The sequence below is a fragment of the Neorhizobium sp. SOG26 genome (genome assembly GCF_003491345.1).
GTDB classification, from domain to species: Bacteria; Pseudomonadota; Alphaproteobacteria; order Rhizobiales; family Rhizobiaceae; genus Neorhizobium; species Neorhizobium turbinariae.
Genome location: NZ_CP025512.1, coordinates 456,196 through 471,326 on the forward strand (window position 1 = coordinate 456,196; position 15,131 = coordinate 471,326).

The window sequence follows — 15,131 nt, forward strand, 5'->3', positions numbered from 1 at the left end:
TGCCTGTGTGGAACAAGGCTAGGTCGCGACTCGTGAATCAGTGGTTACAGCTAAGCAATCGCGATGGAATAGGGTAAACGAAGCGTCTACTGGCGGTCGAAGGCGGTCAGCATCCAGTCGCCGCTGCCCGTCATGCAGGCCTTGCCGGAAAACATGGCGATGCCTTCGTAGGAATGGCGTGTCGTCATGAAGTCGCGGCAGACATTGCCTTCGCTGCGTGCCTCGCGGATGTTGGAAACGACGCCGGCACTGCCTGTCGCGGCATTCGCCCACGGCACGGATGCCGTGCCAACCTTGGTGAGGTCCGCAGAGGTGACTGCGTTGCGCACCGTCGCCTCGTCGGAAACCGCGTTCGGCTCCTGCTGCTTGCGGCCGGACACTGTTCCCGTGGAAATCGAGCGATCGACCTTGGCCGAGTCACCGAAGAGATCGAGGCTGCTCGTGCAGCCAGTAAGCACACCAACCAGAACGGAAACGACGGTCACACGTGCGATGACGTCAAGCGGCCTCTTTGTCGGGCTCTTTGGTTTTGCTATCACTTCCACCAGGCGTCCTGTTCGAACTGGGTATCGGGGCACTCTTATGGAGTATTTTAGCTAATATGTCTGAAAGCAGGTTAACAACCGGTGACTTCACCGAGGAGAATGAGCCCTTCGCCTTGTTCGGTTCATGGCTGAAGGAAGCAGAATCCACGGAACTGAACGATCCGAATGCGGTGGCCGTCGCAACCGTCGACGAACATGGCATGCCCAACGTCCGCATGGTCCTGCTGAAGGGTTATGATGAGAACGGCTTCGTGTTCTACACCAACTTCGAGAGCCAGAAGGGCCGGGAAATCCTCGGCCAGAAGAAGGCCGCCATGTGCTTCCATTGGAAGTCGCTGCGCCGGCAGGTGCGGCTGCGCGGGCATGTGGAGGTCGTGAGTGACGCGGAAGCTGACGCCTATTACCAGTCGCGTGCTCGCGGCAGCCGGATCGGCGCCTGGGCATCGAAACAGTCTCGCCCGCTGGAGGGCCGTTTCGCGCTGGAAAAGGCGGTCGCCGAATACACGGCCCGCTACGCCATCGGCGACATTCCGCGCCCGCCTTACTGGTCGGGCTTCCGCATCAAGCCGGTGTCGATCGAGTTCTGGCACGACCGGCAGTTCCGCCTGCACGACCGCATCGAGTTCCGCCGCGCCGAGCCCGACGGGCCCTGGGAAAAGGTGCGGATGTATCCGTAAGCCTAGCGCATCAGCTTGAACGGGATACCGGACGCCAGCGCCGACACATAACGGCGATGCTGGAAGTGCCCGTTCAGCGAGATCCGCGGCAGCCCGGTCAGGCGGTTCGTCCAGTTTTCGTCGATCGTTCCGGGCTGCGTGGTCACAGCGACCTCGAGGCCGAGGTCCCGCGCGATATCGATGTCCCGCTGGCTGACGGCTGCCCGAAAGCCGTAAGGGTAGGCGAGGGTCTTCGGACGCTTGCCCGTCAGCGCCTCGAGCCAATCCGCTGACTGCCCCATCTCGTGCCGGGCTTCGTCGGCGGACAGGCGCGCGACATTCCGATGACTGAGCGTGTGAGCACCGGCAGAGGCGAGGGGATGCGCGGCGAGCCGCCGCAGTTCGTCGCAATCCATCACGAGATCTTCCGTGATCTTCAACGGATTGACACCATGCTCGCGCGCAAGCGCGTCGATCCGCTGAACGGCGACATCCTCGGGCTGGCTGGCGACGAAACCTGCAAAACGGTCGAAGGCCTGCAGCTTCAGCGCTTCAGTGGAAACGTCGAGATCTTCCTCGCCATGGCCGAAATCGAACTGCAGCCTGTCTGTCTGATCAAGCAGAACACCCAGCGTCTCCCACCAGAGCGAATGCGTGCGCTCGCAAAATCCACGGGTGAAGAAGATGGTGAAGGGGACACCGTGGCGCTCGAAGACCGGCAGCGCGTGCTCCACATTGTTGCGATAGCCGTCGTCCAGCGTGAACACCGCGAACGGACGCGTTTGGGGTGAACGCAGCCGCGACGGCACCTCATCCAAGGGAATGAAGTCGTAACCCTCCGCGCGAAGCTGGGTGATCGCTTGGTGGAGAAATTCGGGCGTGACTTCCAGGTGCCGGTTGGCCGCAAAGCCCAGTCCCGTTGCCGGTCGGACATGGTGCAGCGTGAAGATTGCGCCGCGGCCTCGGGCGCTGCCCAGCACGCCCGCCCGTGAAACGAGCGCTGCCGCTTCAAGTGCGCCGGCAATCGCCCACCGCTTGCCTCGGCGCTTCAACAGCGCCTTCAACCGCGTATTCATGGATATCGACCCGCCCCAACGTGTTCCGTCGGCCAAGCCTACGTCCCGACCCTTAAACCTTGCTGAAGAAGCGAGGAGGGGCTTGGGAAGGTATCGAGACAAAGCAAGGAAGGGTGAATCTTTTGGGAGCCACCCTTTCAAGATGCCGTCGCGTCAAGCCTTGGTGCCGCCTACCGTCACCTGGTCCATCCGTAGATGCGGCTGGCCGACGCCAACAGGAACCCATTGACCGCCCTTGCCGCAATTGCCGATGCCGGTGTCGAGCTTCATGTCGTTGCCGACCATGGAGACCCGCTTCATCGCTTCCGGTCCATTGCCGATCAGCATGGCGCCCTTGATGGCCGGGCCGATCTTGCCGTTCTCGATCATGTACGCCTCGGTGCAGCCGAACACGAACTTGCCCGAAGTGATGTCCACCTGGCCGCCGCCGAAAGAAACGGCATAGATGCCCTTCTTGACGGAGGCGATGATTTCCTCGGGGCTCTTGTCGCCGCCCAGCATGTAGGTGTTGGTCATGCGCGGCATCGGCGTATAGGCGTAACCCTGGCGCCGGCCATTGCCGGTCGGCTTGACGCCCATCAGCCGGGCGTTCTGCCGGTCCTGCATGTAGCCGACAAGCTTGCCGTTCTCGATCAGCACGTTGTAGCCGGACGGCGTGCCTTCATCATCGATGGTGAGTGAGCCGCGGCGATTGTCGATCGTGCCGTCGTCAACGACCGTAACACCTGGAGCAGCGACCATTTCGCCCATCAGCCCGGCGAAGGCGGATGTCTTCTTGCGGTTGAAGTCGCCCTCGAGGCCGTGGCCGACCGCCTCGTGCAGCATCACGCCCGGCCAGCCCGAGCCGAGGACAACGTCCATCGTGCCGGCGGGTGCATCGATCGCCGTCAGGTTGACGAGCGCCTGGCGAAGCGCCTCATCCGCACCCGTCTGCCAGTTGCCGCCTGTCACGAAATCGCCGAAGCCGACGCGGCCGCCGGTGCCGAACGAGCCGCTTTCCTGGCGGTCGCCATCACCGACCACGACGGAGACGTTGATGCGTGTCATCGGCCGGATGTCCTGCACCCGATGTCCATCGGCGCGCAGGATGTCCACGACCTGCCAACTGGCGGAAATCGTTGCCGTGACCTGGCGCACCTTGTCGTCCTTGTTGCGCAGATAGGCGTCGATGTCGGTCAGGAGTCTGACCTTTTCTTCGAAGCTCGGGGAGCCGATCGGGTTTTCATCGCCGTAATATTTCTTGTTGGTGCGCTGGGGCGCTGCTGCATAAGAGCCGGAATAGCCGGCGGTCACGGCACGAACCGCATCCGACGCGCGCGACAGCGCTGCGGCGGAAAGTTCGCCGGAATGGGCATAGCCCACGGCTTCGCCCGCCACGGCACGCAGCCCGAAACCCTGGTCCGTGTTGAAGGAACCGCCCTTCAGGCGCCCGTTATCAAAGGTCAGCGACTCCGCCTGTGCATGCTCGACATACAATTCCCCGTCATCCGCCCCGGTCAGTGCATCGGACAGGATCGACCGCAGCTTCGTCTCGTCGCTGTCGAATAGGGAAAGAAGGTCGGTGTTCATGGAAAAGGCTCCTTGGATTGCTTTCACGCGGGGAGCGGCATGGAAAGCTGTTGGAGCCGATGTAGGTCCGGGCAGGCGAGTAAGCAAGCGCCGGGGAGATCGGATCCCGGAGCATCACCGATTCCGGGACCTCGACATTATATATAAGCCCCGTTAGGGGAGGGCGTCGTAGCCCGGTGCAAACCCCGTCAGTTCGATCGGAATGCCGACCCGATCCTGATCTGCCGACTCGCGCAGTGCAAAGACCGCGCTCTTGCCGGCGCGCAGGATGCGCATCAGCTCGTCATCGATCTCGACCTCGACATAGCAGCCTTCGGAGAAGCAGCGGGTGAAATAGGCGCGGCCGATATTGTTGTTGTCGACGTAAAGCTCCATGCCGTCCTTCAGCAGCACACCGAGCGGCGCCAGGATGCGCAGGATCTTCGCCTTGCGGTCGGCGGTCTTCAGGACCACGACCGACAGGCCCACTTCCGGCCTGTCTTCGGCAATCACGTTCTGCATCAGCGCGCACTGCTCGGCGGAAGCGCCGGCCGGCCTGTCGCAGATGATCGACCAGGCGCCATGGTTTTCGCGCACGTTGCCAGGCTGCTGTGCCTGCTGGCCGGGCTTGGGCGGTTGCGGCGTCGGCGGAACCGGCTGCTGGCTCGCACCCTGATCTGCGGGCGCCGCAGGTGTCGGGGCCGGCTGCTGCGCAAGCGATGGGATAGATGTAGCTGCCGCGAGCATAACAGCCAGACCGGCGCGGAGCAGGGAGGGACGACCCATGGAAACCTCTGGTAGACGAATCAGTGCGGCTATTCTTGTCGCTCGGCCGGCAAAATGAAAAGACCCGCCCTATTTTCAGCCGAGTGCGGCGAAAGTTGGGACTGAAGATGATGCTGGCCCGTGGACGGTGTTAGCAAAGCGAATTGTGAACGACTTCGCACGGCGCAGGTTTACGCACACTTTATTATCAACAGGTGATTTAGATGCCGGAATCGCCGCTGTAAGCCTGCCAGCCAGCGCCCACCGTGCCGGATGAAATCCACGGGCGTGGGAAGGCGCAAAATGCCGCACAGGCTTTTCCCGGCAGATATTGCGGCGGCAGGCAAACTGTGATTGAAGCACACCATATGGCTTGGATTCTGCGTTCGGTTTGATCCAGATCAGACGCATGGGGAGAATTGTTGTGATGACTAGAGCTTATGCAGCGATGACGGGGCTCATCTGTCTGCTCTTCGCATCCGCAGGTTATGCGGATCAGCCACATCCGTGGCAAATCGATCTTCAGGCGCCTGCTTCGCCGATCATGCACCAGGTGCGCTGGTTCGAGCATTATACGCTCTGGTTCATCGTGCCCGTGACGCTGCTCGTTCTCGTCCTGCTGGTCATCGTGGTGATGAAGTTCCGCGCCAGCGCCAATCCGGTGCCGTCGCGCACCAGCCACAACACGATGATCGAGATCATCTGGACCATTGGTCCGGTCCTGATCCTCTTCTTCCTGGCTATTCCTTCGTTCAACCTTCTCAATGCCCAGCTCGAAATTCCCGAGTCTGACCTGACGGTGAAGGCAACCGCCACCCAGTGGCAGTGGAACTACGAATATGAAGGTGCTTCGGCCCCGATCGCATTCGACAGCTTCATGCTGAAGGAAACCGACCGCGACTCGACCGGCAAGACCGACATGGCCCGTTACCCGCGCCTGCTCGCCGTCGATAACGAAATGGTCGTGCCGGTTGGCAAGACGGTTCGTCTTCTCGTGACCGCTGCTCCGTCCGACGTCATTCACGCCTTCGCTCTGCCGGCCTTCGGCCTGAAGATCGACGCTGTTCCGGGCCGTTTGAACGAAACCTGGTTCATCGCCGAAAAGGAAGGCATGTACTACGGTCAGTGCTCCGAGCTTTGCGGCAAGGACCATGCCTTCATGCCGATCGCGATCCACGTCGTGTCGCAGGAAAAGTATGATGCCTGGCTTGCTCAGGCTGCAACCGATCTCCCGGGCGCGTTCAAGGGTCTCGTCGCTCAGGCCGATAAGCCTGTAGACGGCCTTGCCGTCGCTGCGAACGTTTCCAAGTAATATAGAGGAGTGAGGACAATGGCTGGACATTCCGCTCACGACGATCACGCTCATGCTCGCACCTCTCATGATGCGCATGCCCATGACGACCACAATCATTCCCATACGCCCGGCTTTGCAGCGCGTTGGTTCTTCTCGACCAACCACAAGGACATCGGCACCCTCTACCTGATCTTCGCGATCATTGCCGGTATCGTTGGTGGCCTGCTCTCCGTTGCCATGCGCATGGAACTGCAGGAGCCTGGCATCCAGATCTTCCACGGTCTGGCGTCCATGGTTTACGGCTTCGAAGGTGATGCTGCCATCGACGGCGGCAAGCACATGTACAACGTCTTCACCACCGGCCACGCGCTGATCATGATCTTCTTCATGGTCATGCCCGCGATGATCGGCGGCTTTGCCAACTGGATGGTGCCGATCATGATCGGGGCGCCGGACATGGCGTTCCCGCGTCTGAACAACATCTCCTTCTGGCTCATCGTGCCGGCATTCGTGCTGCTGCTGCTTTCCATGTTCGTGGAAGGTCCGGCAGGTGCGTTCGGCGTCGGTGGCGGCTGGACGATGTATCCGCCGCTGGCAACCATGGGGCATCCGGGACCGGCCGTTGACCTGGCGATCTTCTCGCTGCACGTCGCTGGTGCGTCCTCGATCCTCGGTGCGATCAACTTCATCACCACGATCCTGAACATGCGCGCTCCGGGCATGACGCTGCACAAGATGCCGCTCTTCGCCTGGGCCGTTCTGATCACTGCCTTCCTGCTGCTGCTGTCGCTGCCGGTTCTGGCTGGCGCCATCACCATGCTGCTGACCGACCGTAACTTCGGCACGACCTTCTTCGCGCCGGAAGGCGGCGGTGACCCGATCCTCTACCAGCACCTGTTCTGGTTCTTCGGTCACCCGGAAGTGTACATCCTGATCCTGCCCGGCTTCGGCATCATCAGCCACATCGTGTCGACCTTCTCGCGCAAGCCGATCTTCGGTTACCTCGGCATGGCCTACGCCATGGTCGCCATCGGTGCCGTCGGCTTCGTCGTGTGGGCGCACCACATGTACACGGTCGGCCTGTCGCTCGACGCACAGCGTTACTTCGTCTTCGCGACGATGGTCATCGCCATCCCCACCGGCATCAAGATCTTCTCCTGGATCGCGACGATGTGGGGCGGCTCGCTGCGTTTCACCACGCCGATGATCTGGGCAATCGGGTTCATCTTCCTGTTCACCGTCGGTGGCGTTACGGGCGTCCAGCTTGCCAACGCCGGTCTCGACCGTGCACTGCATGACACCTACTACGTCGTGGCTCACTTCCACTACGTTCTGTCGCTCGGTGCCGTCTTCGCGATCTTCGCGGCCTGGTACTACTGGTTCCCGAAAATGTTCGGCTACATGTACAGTTCGGCCATCGGCAACCTGCACTTCTGGGTCATGTTCATCGGCGTGAACCTCGTGTTCTTCCCGCAGCACTTCCTCGGTCTTGCAGGCATGCCGCGCCGTTACATCGACTATCCGGATGCATATGTCGGCTGGAACTATGTCTCCTCGATCGGCTCCTACATCTCCTTCGTCGGCGTCCTGATCTTCCTTTACGGTGTTTGGGAAGCCTTCTCGAAGAAGCGTGTTGCCGGCGACAACCCGTGGGGTGAAGGTGCGACCACGCTGGAATGGCAGCTGTCTTCGCCGCCGCCATACCACCAGTGGGAGCAGTTGCCCCGCATCCGCTAAGCGGACAAAGATCAAGGGCATCGCGGTTGCCGCGATGCCCTGAAATTGCAGACAGGACGGTTCAATGACAGTTATCGACAATCACGACGTACTTGGCTCCGAGGAAGGCTTGCGCCTTTCGGAAGCGAATGCGCGCGATTTCTTCGAGCTGCTGAAGCCGCGCGTGATGTCGCTCGTCGTCTTCACCGCCTTCGCCGGCCTGATTCTGGCGCCCGGTGAAATTAACCCGATCCTCGGTGCCATTTCCATTCTCTGCATCGCGGTGGGCGCTGGCGCCTCCGGTGCACTCAACATGTGGTACGATGCCGACATCGACGCGGTGATGAGCCGTACCGCAAAACGTCCCATTCCGGACGGACGGGTTCAGCCGCGGGAGGCGCTTGCCTTCGGCCTGACCCTGTCGGTCTTTTCGGTCGCCATCCTTGGCCTTGCGGTCAACTGGTTCGCAGCCGGCCTTCTGGCATTCACCATTTTCTTCTATGCCGTCATCTACACGATGTGGCTGAAGCGCTCCACGCCGCAGAACATCGTCATCGGCGGCGCATCCGGTGCATTCCCGCCGATGATCGGCTGGGCCTGCGTGACGGGCGGCGTGTCGATCGACAGCATCATCCTGTTCCTGATCATCTTCCTCTGGACGCCGGCGCATTTCTGGGCGCTCGCGCTCTTCAAGATGCGCGACTATGGCTCCGTCGGCGTGCCGATGATGCCAAACGTTGCAGGCGAAGCTTCGACCAAGAACCAGATCGTCCTCTACACCATCCTGACGATTGCCGTGGCTGTTGCGCCGACTGCGACCGGCCTTGCAGGCATCGGCTACGGCATCTTTGCCGCCGTGCTTGGCGCGATCTTCCTCTACTGTTCGGTTGCCGTAAGGCGCATGCCGGACGGTGACGAGAAGATGGTTCCGGCCAAGAAGATGTTCGCCTATTCGATCGTATATCTCTTTGCGATCTTCTCGGCGCTTCTCGCGGATCACTGGATCGGCGGCGTTTCCAAGCTCCTGGGAGCCGCGTGATGATCGAGAAAATCGAACTCAACGAAGCGCAGAAGAAGTCGCGCCGCAACCGCAACATCGCCCTTGGGCTCGTTCTGGCGGCGCTGGTCGTGCTCTTCTACATCATGACCCTGGTGAAGATCGGTGGTCTGGATGTCTAAGCCGGAAACCACCAACCAGATGGCGCCGGGTAGCCAGAAGCGTGTCAGCAATGGCGCGATCTTCGCAGGCTGCGCCGTGTTCGTCGGCTGCATGGTGGGTGCGGCCTATGCTTCAGTTCCGCTCTATCGCCTGTTCTGCCAGGTCACCGGTTACGGCGGCACGACGCAGCGCGTCGAGCAATATTCGGAAACGATCCTCCAGAAGCCGATCCAGGTGACGTTTGACGCAAACGTGTCCTCGGGGTTGAACTGGGAGTTCAAGCCGGCCAAGACCGTCAACCCGAAGATCGGCGAGACGGTCCAGGTCGAATATACGGCGACCAACAGGTCGTCGACTGCCTCCACCGGCACGGCCGTGTTCAACGTGACGCCGATGGAAGCGGGTGCCTACTTCAACAAGGTGCAGTGCTTCTGCTTTACGGAGCAGACCTTGGAGCCGGGTCAATCGATCACCATGCCCGTGGTGTTCTTTGTTGATCCGGAAATCGCCAAGGCACCTGAAACGAAGAACATAAAAACGATTACCCTGTCCTACACCTTTTATCCGAGCGAGAAGGCCCAGCCGGTCGCCGCTCTGCCAAAGGGTGAGACGGTCGGGGAAGGGAAACTTTAAGAGGGTCGCCGGGTTTTCCGGCGTAGCAAGGCAATATCCGGGGATTCTGACATGGCCGACGCGCATCAGAAAAATCACGACTACCACATCATCGATCCGAGCCCGTGGCCTATCCTGGCTTCGCTCGGCGCATTCGTCCTGACTTTCGGCGGCGTTGGCTACATGCGCTACCTGAATGGTGGTGCGTTCAACATGTTCGGGATCAACTGGGCGACCCCCTGGGTCTTCTTCATTGGTCTCGCCATCGTCATCTACACGATGATCGGCTGGTGGTCGGACACCATCAAGGAAGGCAATTCCGGCGCCCATACGCGCGTCGTATCGCTGCACCTGCGCTACGGCATGATCATGTTCATCGCTTCGGAAGTGATGTTCTTTGCCGCCTGGTTCTGGGCCTTCTTCGATGCAAGCCTTTACGCCAACGAAGCGATCCAGGCCTCGCGCACCGAATTCCTCGGCGGCCAGTGGCCCCCGAAGGGCGTTGAAGTGCTCGATCCATGGCACCTGCCGCTCTACAACACGGTTATCCTGCTGCTTTCGGGCACCTGCGTAACCTGGGCACACCATGCGCTGCTGCACAATGACCGCAAGGGCCTCGTCAACGGCCTGGCGCTCACCGTGGCACTCGGCATCCTGTTCTCGTTTGTCCAGGCCTATGAATACGCCCACGCTCCGTTCGAATTCTCGAACTCGATCTATGGCGCGACCTTCTTCATGGCGACCGGCTTCCACGGCTTCCACGTCCTGATCGGCACGATCTTCCTCCTCGTCTGCCTCATCCGGGCCATGGCCGGTGGCTTCACGCCGACCCGCCACTTCGGCTTCGAAGCCGCCGCCTGGTACTGGCACTTTGTTGACGTGGTCTGGCTGTTCCTGTTCTTCGCCATCTACATCTGGGGTGGCTGGGGCGCACCGGTCGCTCACTAAGAGCCACGCATTTCATGAGGAGGGGCGGCGAAAGCCGCCCTTCTGCGTTTCAAGCGGGATATGACCATGGCCACGACGCCGCAGCACGAAGAAACAAGCACCGGCCGGCCGCGTAGAACGTTGCGTACCGTCGCAACGGTTGTCGGCATCCTCGTAACGCTGGCGGTGTTGCTGTCGCTCGGCACCTGGCAGGTGGAGCGCCTTCACTGGAAGGAGGCGCTACTGGCCGATATTGCCGAACGTCGCGCCGCAGACCCGGTCCCGTTGGCCGAGGTCGAGACAATCGAGCGTGACGGCGGCGACATCGAATACCGACGCGTCTCGGTGACGGGAACCTTTGACCACGGCAAGGAGCGGCACTTCTTCGCGACCTTCCAGGGCCAGACCGGCTTCTATGTTTACACCCCGATGACTTTGGCGGACGGCCGGGTCCTCTTCGTCAACCGCGGCTTCGTGCCCTACGAGATGAAGGACCGCTCGACGCGCGAGGCGGGCGAAGTGTCAGGCGTGCAGACCGTCACCGGTTTTGCCCGCACGCGGCTGGACGAGAAGCCGTCGGCCATCGTGCCGGATAATGACCTGGGGAAGAACATCTTCTACTGGAAGGATCTGTCGGCCATGGTCTCGACGACGGGGCTGGAGGCATCGCAGGTGCTGCCGTTCTTCGTTGATGTTGATGCCTCGGTGGAAAACGCTGGCGGCTGGCCACGTGGCGGCGTCACGCAGTTCGACCTGCCGAACAGCCACCTGCAATATGCCGTCACCTGGTATGGCCTGGCGGCAGCCTTGGTGGCGGTGGTCATCGGCATGTGGTTTCGGGGCCGGCGAAGCCAGGGCTGACATCGCCAAGGGTAACAGCGTAAGGGTGATGGTGCCGCGTTGAGGAGCAGGTTATGCTCGCCACTTCGATAGGGGGTGAGGCATGGCGATCCTGGCAGCTTTCTTCGTGACGTTGACAGCGCTGCTCCACCTCGGTTTCCTCGTGCTCGAGATGTTTTTCTGGACAAAGCCGTTTGGCCGCAAGACCTTCCGCATGTCGGCCGAGCAGGCGGCTGCGACAAAGGTGCTGGCTGCCAACCAGGGTCTCTACAATGGCTTCCTTGCAGCCGGCCTCGTCTGGTCGCTGCTGCATCCCGATCCCGCCATTGCCTGCCAGTTGAAACTCTTCTTCCTTGTGTGCGTGATTGTAGCCGCTATATATGGCGCATGGTCGGTCAAGCCGCGCATCCTGCTTGTTCAGGGCGGTCCCGCCATGATCGCTCTTGTCCTGACCCTTCTGGCGTTCTGATTGATGGCATTTCCCGTTTCTGACAAAAGCCCGCTGACGATCCGTCTCTGTGGACCGCGTGGCTTCTGCGCCGGCGTCGACCGCGCGATCCAGATCGTCGTGCTGGCGCTGAAGGCCTATGGCGCGCCGGTTTATGTGCGCCACGAGATCGTCCACAACCGCTACGTAGTGGAAGGGCTGGAAGCCAAGGGCGCGATCTTCATCGAGGAACTTAACGAGGTCCCGGAAGAACATCGCCAGCAGCCGGTGGTCTTCTCCGCCCACGGCGTGCCGAAGTCTGTACCGGAAGATGCGCAGGCGCGTAACCTGTTTTACCTCGACGCCACGTGCCCTCTGGTCTCCAAGGTCCACAAGCAGGCCATGCGCCACCAGCGGCTCGGCCGCCACGTGGTGCTCATAGGCCATGCCGGCCATCCGGAAGTGATCGGCACCATGGGGCAGCTGCCGCCAGGCTCCGTATCGCTCGTCGATACCATCGCCGATGCGGAAGCCTATATGCCGCCTGACCCTGACAATCTCGGTTACGTGACCCAGACGACGCTTTCGGTGGATGATACGGCTGGCGTGATCGCCAAGCTTCAGGAGCGCTTCCCGAACCTGATGGCACCGGCGGCCGATTCCATTTGTTACGCTACCACCAACCGCCAGGTGGCGGTCAAGGAAGCAGCACCGGGCTGTGACCTCTTCCTCGTGGTCGGTGCACCGAATTCCTCAAACTCGAAGCGTCTCGTGGAAGTCGCGCTGCGGGCCGGCGCTAAGCGCTCGCTTTTGGTGCAGCGCGCGGCCGAACTGAACTGGGACGAGATCGGCCCGATCCGTACGCTCGGTATCTCCGCCGGAGCGTCTGCGCCGGAAGTCATCGTCGATGAGATCATCGCGGCCTTCAAGGAACGCTTCGATGCGCAGATCGAGCTTGCGATCACCGCCGAGGAAACCGAAAACTTCCTCGTCAACCGCGAGCTTCGCGACGTTCCTCTGACGCACGAAGACATGGAATGGGTCAACGGCCGCAAGAGCGTCCCGGCCTGACCTGACGGATCCTGTGAATCCCGCCTCCGATCTGCGGTCTTCGACCCTAGCGGAGGCGATGACGAGCGGTTAGGAAGAGGCGGGGTGCCGCGTCTGCGGCTGACACATCGCGGGATAGATCTTGGCCGTTTACACTGACATTACCGAAGACGACCTGAAGCGTTTTCTGACCGAATACGACGTCGGCGAGTTGACCTCCTACAAGGGCATCGCCGAAGGGGTCGAGAACTCGAACTTCCTGCTCCACACCACGCGGGATCCGCTGATCCTGACGCTTTATGAAAAGCGCGTCGAGAAGGCAGACCTGCCGTTCTTCCTTGGCCTGATGCAGCATCTTTCCGGCAAAGGGCTGTCCTGCCCGCTGCCTCTGCCGCGCCGCGACGGGCAGTTGCTCGGCGAACTTTCAGGCCGCCCGGCCGCACTAATATCGTTCCTGGAAGGCATGTGGCTGCGCAAGCCCGAAGCACGGCATTGCCGCGAAGTCGGTCGGGCGCTCGCCGAAATGCATCTGGCGGGCGAAGGCTTCGAAATCGTGCGTCCCAACGCGCTGTCGCTCGAGGGTTGGAAAACGCTATGGGCCAAGTCTGCCGATCGCGCCGACGAGGTGGAAACGGGGCTGCAGGACGAGGTGACCGCGGAACTCGAATACCTCGAGGCTCATTGGCCGAAGGATCTTCCGGCCGGCGTGATCCATGCCGATCTTTTCCAGGACAACGTCTTTTTCCTCGGCGACGACCTGTCGGGCCTGATCGACTTCTATTTCGCCTGCAATGACCTGCTGGCTTACGATGTGGCGATTTGCCTCAATGCCTGGTGCTTCGAGAAGGATGGCTCCTATAACGTGACCAAGGGAAGCGCGATGCTGGACGGCTACGCGAGCGTCCGGCCGCTTTCCCCGGATGAAGTCGCAGCACTTCCGGTTCTCGCCAGGGGATCGGCGCTGCGGTTTTTCCTGACCCGCCTTTACGACTGGCTGACAACGCCGGCCGGCGCGCTTGTCGTGAAGAAGGACCCGCTCGAATATCTGCGCAAGCTGCGGTTCCACCGCCAGGTACGCTCCGCCACTGAATATGGATTGTCTGCATGAAACAGGTCGAAATCTTCACCGATGGCGCCTGCTCGGGCAATCCCGGTCCCGGTGGCTGGGGAGCGATCCTGCGCTACGGTGAGACCGAGAAGGAACTGTTCGGCGGCGAGGCGGAAACCACCAATAACCGCATGGAACTGATGGCCGCCATCCAGGCGCTCAATGCGCTGAAGACGCCCTGCGAAGTCGAGCTTTACACCGACAGTTCCTACGTCAAGGACGGCATTACCAAGTGGATCTTCGGCTGGAAGAAGAAGGGCTGGAAGACGGCTGACAACAAGCCGGTGAAGAATGTCGAGCTCTGGCAGCAGTTGGAAGAAGCGCGCAACCGCCACAAGGTGACGCTCCATTGGGTGAAGGGTCATGCCGGCCATCCGGAAAACGAACGTGCCGATGAACTGGCGCGGCTCGGCATGGCGCCGTTCAAGAAGAAGTAGCCTGATCGCCATCTGGCAGCTTGCGTGACGGCGGCTTGCACTTCGCAGCTGTGGCGCTAGTTTCTGCGTGTCGATCGAGAGAGGGTTGGGAGGTCACATGATCCTGCATTGCGTCTTCGCACGGTTCAAGTCGTCGCTGCAGGCTGCCGACAAGCAGTCGCTCTATGACGCGATCGTCGCCCTCAAGGAGGTCACGCCCGGCATCCTCGACATCAAATACGGTCCGAACATCTCCCGCGAAGGCCTGGACGGCGGTTTCCGCGATGGCTTCATCGTCACCTTCGACAGCCCAGAGTCGCGTGACGCCTATCTCGTCCACCCTGATCACCTTGCGGTTGGCGAACGGATCGTTGCCTCCGCCGATGGTGGCGTTTCCGGTCTTCTGGTGTTCGACCTGGAGATATGAAAGAGCGCCCGCAGGCGCTCTCAAATTTCAACACTGCAGAGATGTCAGAGCGCTTCAAGCATTGCCGCGGCGCCGGAGACCGTTGCCTGGCCCGGGCTTTCCTCCACGTTGAGCGACTTCACCACGCCGTTCTCGACCAGCATGGAATAACGCTTGGAGCGCACGCCGAGCCCGCCGCCGGAAAGGTCGGCATCCAGGCCAAGAGCCTTGGTGAAGGCGCCGTCCCAGTCGGCGAGGAAGTGGATCTTGCCCATGCCGCCGGTATGCTGCGCCCAGGCACCCATCACGTGCCAGTCGTTTACGGCAACAACGGCAATGTCATCGATCCCCTTGGCAAGGAACGCATCGCGGTTTTCCAGGAAGCCCGGCAGGTGGTTCAGCGTGCAGGTCGGCGTGAACGCGCCCGGCACGGCAAAGAGAATGACCTTCTTGCCGTCGAAGAGCTGCGACGTGGTGATCTCGACCGGGCCGTCGGCGGTCTTTTCTTTGAAGGTGGCGGCAGGCAGTTTGTCGCCGACTGCAATCGTCATCGGGCTCTCCTCGGTTGTGCGGACGCGGTATCGGT

Annotated in this window: 18 protein-coding genes; 13 read left to right on the top strand and 5 right to left on the bottom strand. The window is 61.2% G+C overall.

Going from position 1 to position 15,131, the window contains the following annotated elements:
• Positions 1–86 precede the first annotated feature (86 nt).
• Entirely contained in the window at positions 87–545 is a 459-nt protein-coding gene (locus CYG48_RS02135) for an RT0821/Lpp0805 family surface protein (protein WP_245450383.1), read from the bottom strand.
• A 56-nt stretch (positions 546–601) separates the two neighbouring features.
• Here CYG48_RS02135 and pdxH point away from each other — a divergent pair, with 56 nt between their 5' ends.
• Positions 602–1,222 carry a pyridoxamine 5'-phosphate oxidase gene (pdxH, locus tag CYG48_RS02140; protein ID WP_118848876.1) on the top strand — a complete coding sequence of 207 codons (621 nt, stop codon included), beginning with the start codon at positions 602–604 and terminating at the stop codon, positions 1,220–1,222.
• Positions 1,223–1,224: 2 nt separating this feature from the next.
• Here the strand turns inward: pdxH and CYG48_RS02145 are convergent, their stop codons facing one another.
• The 3 genes from CYG48_RS02145 to CYG48_RS02155 all read right to left on the bottom strand — a co-directional run bounded on the left by CYG48_RS02145 (position 1,225) and on the right by CYG48_RS02155 (position 4,611).
• Entirely contained in the window at positions 1,225–2,277 is a 1,053-nt protein-coding gene (locus CYG48_RS02145; RefSeq protein ID WP_118848877.1) for a polysaccharide deacetylase family protein, read from the bottom strand.
• A gap of 153 nt (positions 2,278–2,430) precedes the next feature.
• Positions 2,431–3,846 carry a metalloprotease TldD gene (tldD, locus tag CYG48_RS02150; RefSeq protein ID WP_118848878.1) on the bottom strand — a complete coding sequence of 472 codons (1,416 nt, stop codon included), beginning with the start codon at positions 3,844–3,846 and terminating at the stop codon, positions 2,431–2,433.
• A 153-nt stretch (positions 3,847–3,999) separates the two neighbouring features.
• Positions 4,000–4,611 carry an invasion associated locus B family protein gene (locus tag CYG48_RS02155; protein WP_245450385.1) on the bottom strand — a complete coding sequence of 204 codons (612 nt, stop codon included), beginning with the start codon at positions 4,609–4,611 and terminating at the stop codon, positions 4,000–4,002.
• Positions 4,612–5,017: 406 nt separating this feature from the next.
• On the opposite strand from CYG48_RS02155, the gene coxB reads away from it, so the two are divergent.
• The 12 genes from coxB (at position 5,018) to CYG48_RS02215 (ending at position 14,566) form a co-directional block, all read left to right on the top strand.
• The gene (gene coxB, locus CYG48_RS02160) at positions 5,018–5,902 is read left to right on the top strand and encodes a cytochrome c oxidase subunit II (protein WP_118848879.1); all 885 of its coding nucleotides are present in this window, start codon (positions 5,018–5,020) and stop codon (positions 5,900–5,902) included.
• Positions 5,903–5,920: 18 nt separating this feature from the next.
• Positions 5,921–7,621 (top strand): cytochrome c oxidase subunit I, encoded by a 1,701-nt coding sequence (gene ctaD / locus CYG48_RS02165; RefSeq protein ID WP_118848880.1) that lies wholly within the window; start codon positions 5,921–5,923, stop codon positions 7,619–7,621.
• Positions 7,622–7,685: 64 nt separating this feature from the next.
• A complete protein-coding gene (locus CYG48_RS02170; RefSeq protein WP_118848881.1) occupies positions 7,686–8,639 on the top strand; it encodes a heme o synthase in 954 nt (317 codons plus the stop codon).
• Positions 8,639–8,779, top strand: coding sequence for a hypothetical protein (locus tag CYG48_RS02175; protein WP_199925305.1), 141 nt, complete (start codon positions 8,639–8,641; stop codon positions 8,777–8,779). The genes CYG48_RS02170 and CYG48_RS02175 overlap by 1 nt, the downstream gene beginning before the upstream one ends.
• Entirely contained in the window at positions 8,772–9,392 is a 621-nt protein-coding gene (locus CYG48_RS02180; RefSeq protein ID WP_199925187.1) for a cytochrome c oxidase assembly protein, read from the top strand. Before CYG48_RS02175 ends, CYG48_RS02180 begins: the two co-directional genes overlap by 8 nt.
• A 51-nt stretch (positions 9,393–9,443) precedes the next feature.
• On the top strand, positions 9,444–10,319 hold the full coding sequence (locus CYG48_RS02185) for a cytochrome c oxidase subunit 3 (protein WP_118848882.1): 876 nt from the start codon (positions 9,444–9,446) through the stop codon (positions 10,317–10,319).
• A 66-nt stretch (positions 10,320–10,385) separates the two neighbouring features.
• On the top strand, positions 10,386–11,159 hold the full coding sequence (locus CYG48_RS02190; protein WP_118851443.1) for an SURF1 family protein: 774 nt from the start codon (positions 10,386–10,388) through the stop codon (positions 11,157–11,159).
• Positions 11,160–11,241: 82 nt separating this feature from the next.
• A complete protein-coding gene (locus CYG48_RS02195; RefSeq protein WP_118848883.1) occupies positions 11,242–11,607 on the top strand; it encodes a DUF1304 domain-containing protein in 366 nt (121 codons plus the stop codon).
• Between the two features lie 3 nt (positions 11,608–11,610).
• Positions 11,611–12,636 carry a 4-hydroxy-3-methylbut-2-enyl diphosphate reductase gene (gene ispH / locus CYG48_RS02200; RefSeq protein WP_118851444.1) on the top strand — a complete coding sequence of 342 codons (1,026 nt, stop codon included), beginning with the start codon at positions 11,611–11,613 and terminating at the stop codon, positions 12,634–12,636.
• Positions 12,637–12,757: 121 nt separating this feature from the next.
• Complete coding sequence (locus CYG48_RS02205) at positions 12,758–13,723, top strand: homoserine kinase (RefSeq protein ID WP_118848884.1); 966 nt, start codon at positions 12,758–12,760, stop codon at positions 13,721–13,723.
• The gene (gene rnhA, locus CYG48_RS02210; protein WP_118848885.1) at positions 13,720–14,160 is read left to right on the top strand and encodes a ribonuclease HI; all 441 of its coding nucleotides are present in this window, start codon (positions 13,720–13,722) and stop codon (positions 14,158–14,160) included. The genes CYG48_RS02205 and rnhA overlap by 4 nt, the downstream gene beginning before the upstream one ends.
• A 97-nt stretch (positions 14,161–14,257) precedes the next feature.
• Positions 14,258–14,566: a Dabb family protein gene (locus tag CYG48_RS02215; RefSeq protein WP_118848886.1), complete on the top strand. Its 309-nt coding sequence runs from the start codon at positions 14,258–14,260 to the stop codon at positions 14,564–14,566.
• 44 nt (positions 14,567–14,610) lie between these two features.
• Here the strand turns inward: CYG48_RS02215 and CYG48_RS02220 are convergent, their stop codons facing one another.
• Positions 14,611–15,096, bottom strand: coding sequence for a peroxiredoxin (locus tag CYG48_RS02220; RefSeq protein WP_118848887.1), 486 nt, complete (start codon positions 15,094–15,096; stop codon positions 14,611–14,613).
• Between the last annotated feature and the right edge of the window lie 35 nt (positions 15,097–15,131).

What these genes read in the sequence shown, in the direction of transcription:
- pdxH (WP_118848876.1), top strand. Translation starts at nt 602, where the DNA reads ATGTCTGAAAGCAGGTTAACAACCGGTGACTTCACCGAGGAGAATGAG.
- CYG48_RS02145 (WP_118848877.1), bottom strand. Translation starts at nt 2,277, where the DNA reads ATGAATACGCGGTTGAAGGCGCTGTTGAAGCGCCGAGGCAAGCGGTGG.
- tldD (WP_118848878.1), bottom strand. Translation starts at nt 3,846, where the DNA reads ATGAACACCGACCTTCTTTCCCTATTCGACAGCGACGAGACGAAGCTG.
- CYG48_RS02155 (WP_245450385.1), bottom strand. Translation starts at nt 4,611, where the DNA reads ATGGGTCGTCCCTCCCTGCTCCGCGCCGGTCTGGCTGTTATGCTCGCG.
- coxB (WP_118848879.1), top strand. Translation starts at nt 5,018, where the DNA reads ATGACTAGAGCTTATGCAGCGATGACGGGGCTCATCTGTCTGCTCTTC.
- ctaD (WP_118848880.1), top strand. Translation starts at nt 5,921, where the DNA reads ATGGCTGGACATTCCGCTCACGACGATCACGCTCATGCTCGCACCTCT.
- CYG48_RS02170 (WP_118848881.1), top strand. Translation starts at nt 7,686, where the DNA reads ATGACAGTTATCGACAATCACGACGTACTTGGCTCCGAGGAAGGCTTG.
- CYG48_RS02175 (WP_199925305.1), top strand. Translation starts at nt 8,639, where the DNA reads ATGATCGAGAAAATCGAACTCAACGAAGCGCAGAAGAAGTCGCGCCGC.
- CYG48_RS02180 (WP_199925187.1), top strand. Translation starts at nt 8,772, where the DNA reads ATGTCTAAGCCGGAAACCACCAACCAGATGGCGCCGGGTAGCCAGAAG.
- CYG48_RS02185 (WP_118848882.1), top strand. Translation starts at nt 9,444, where the DNA reads ATGGCCGACGCGCATCAGAAAAATCACGACTACCACATCATCGATCCG.
- CYG48_RS02190 (WP_118851443.1), top strand. Translation starts at nt 10,386, where the DNA reads ATGGCCACGACGCCGCAGCACGAAGAAACAAGCACCGGCCGGCCGCGT.
- CYG48_RS02195 (WP_118848883.1), top strand. Translation starts at nt 11,242, where the DNA reads ATGGCGATCCTGGCAGCTTTCTTCGTGACGTTGACAGCGCTGCTCCAC.
- ispH (WP_118851444.1), top strand. Translation starts at nt 11,611, where the DNA reads ATGGCATTTCCCGTTTCTGACAAAAGCCCGCTGACGATCCGTCTCTGT.
- rnhA (WP_118848885.1), top strand. Translation starts at nt 13,720, where the DNA reads ATGAAACAGGTCGAAATCTTCACCGATGGCGCCTGCTCGGGCAATCCC.
- CYG48_RS02215 (WP_118848886.1), top strand. Translation starts at nt 14,258, where the DNA reads ATGATCCTGCATTGCGTCTTCGCACGGTTCAAGTCGTCGCTGCAGGCT.
- CYG48_RS02220 (WP_118848887.1), bottom strand. Translation starts at nt 15,096, where the DNA reads ATGACGATTGCAGTCGGCGACAAACTGCCTGCCGCCACCTTCAAAGAA.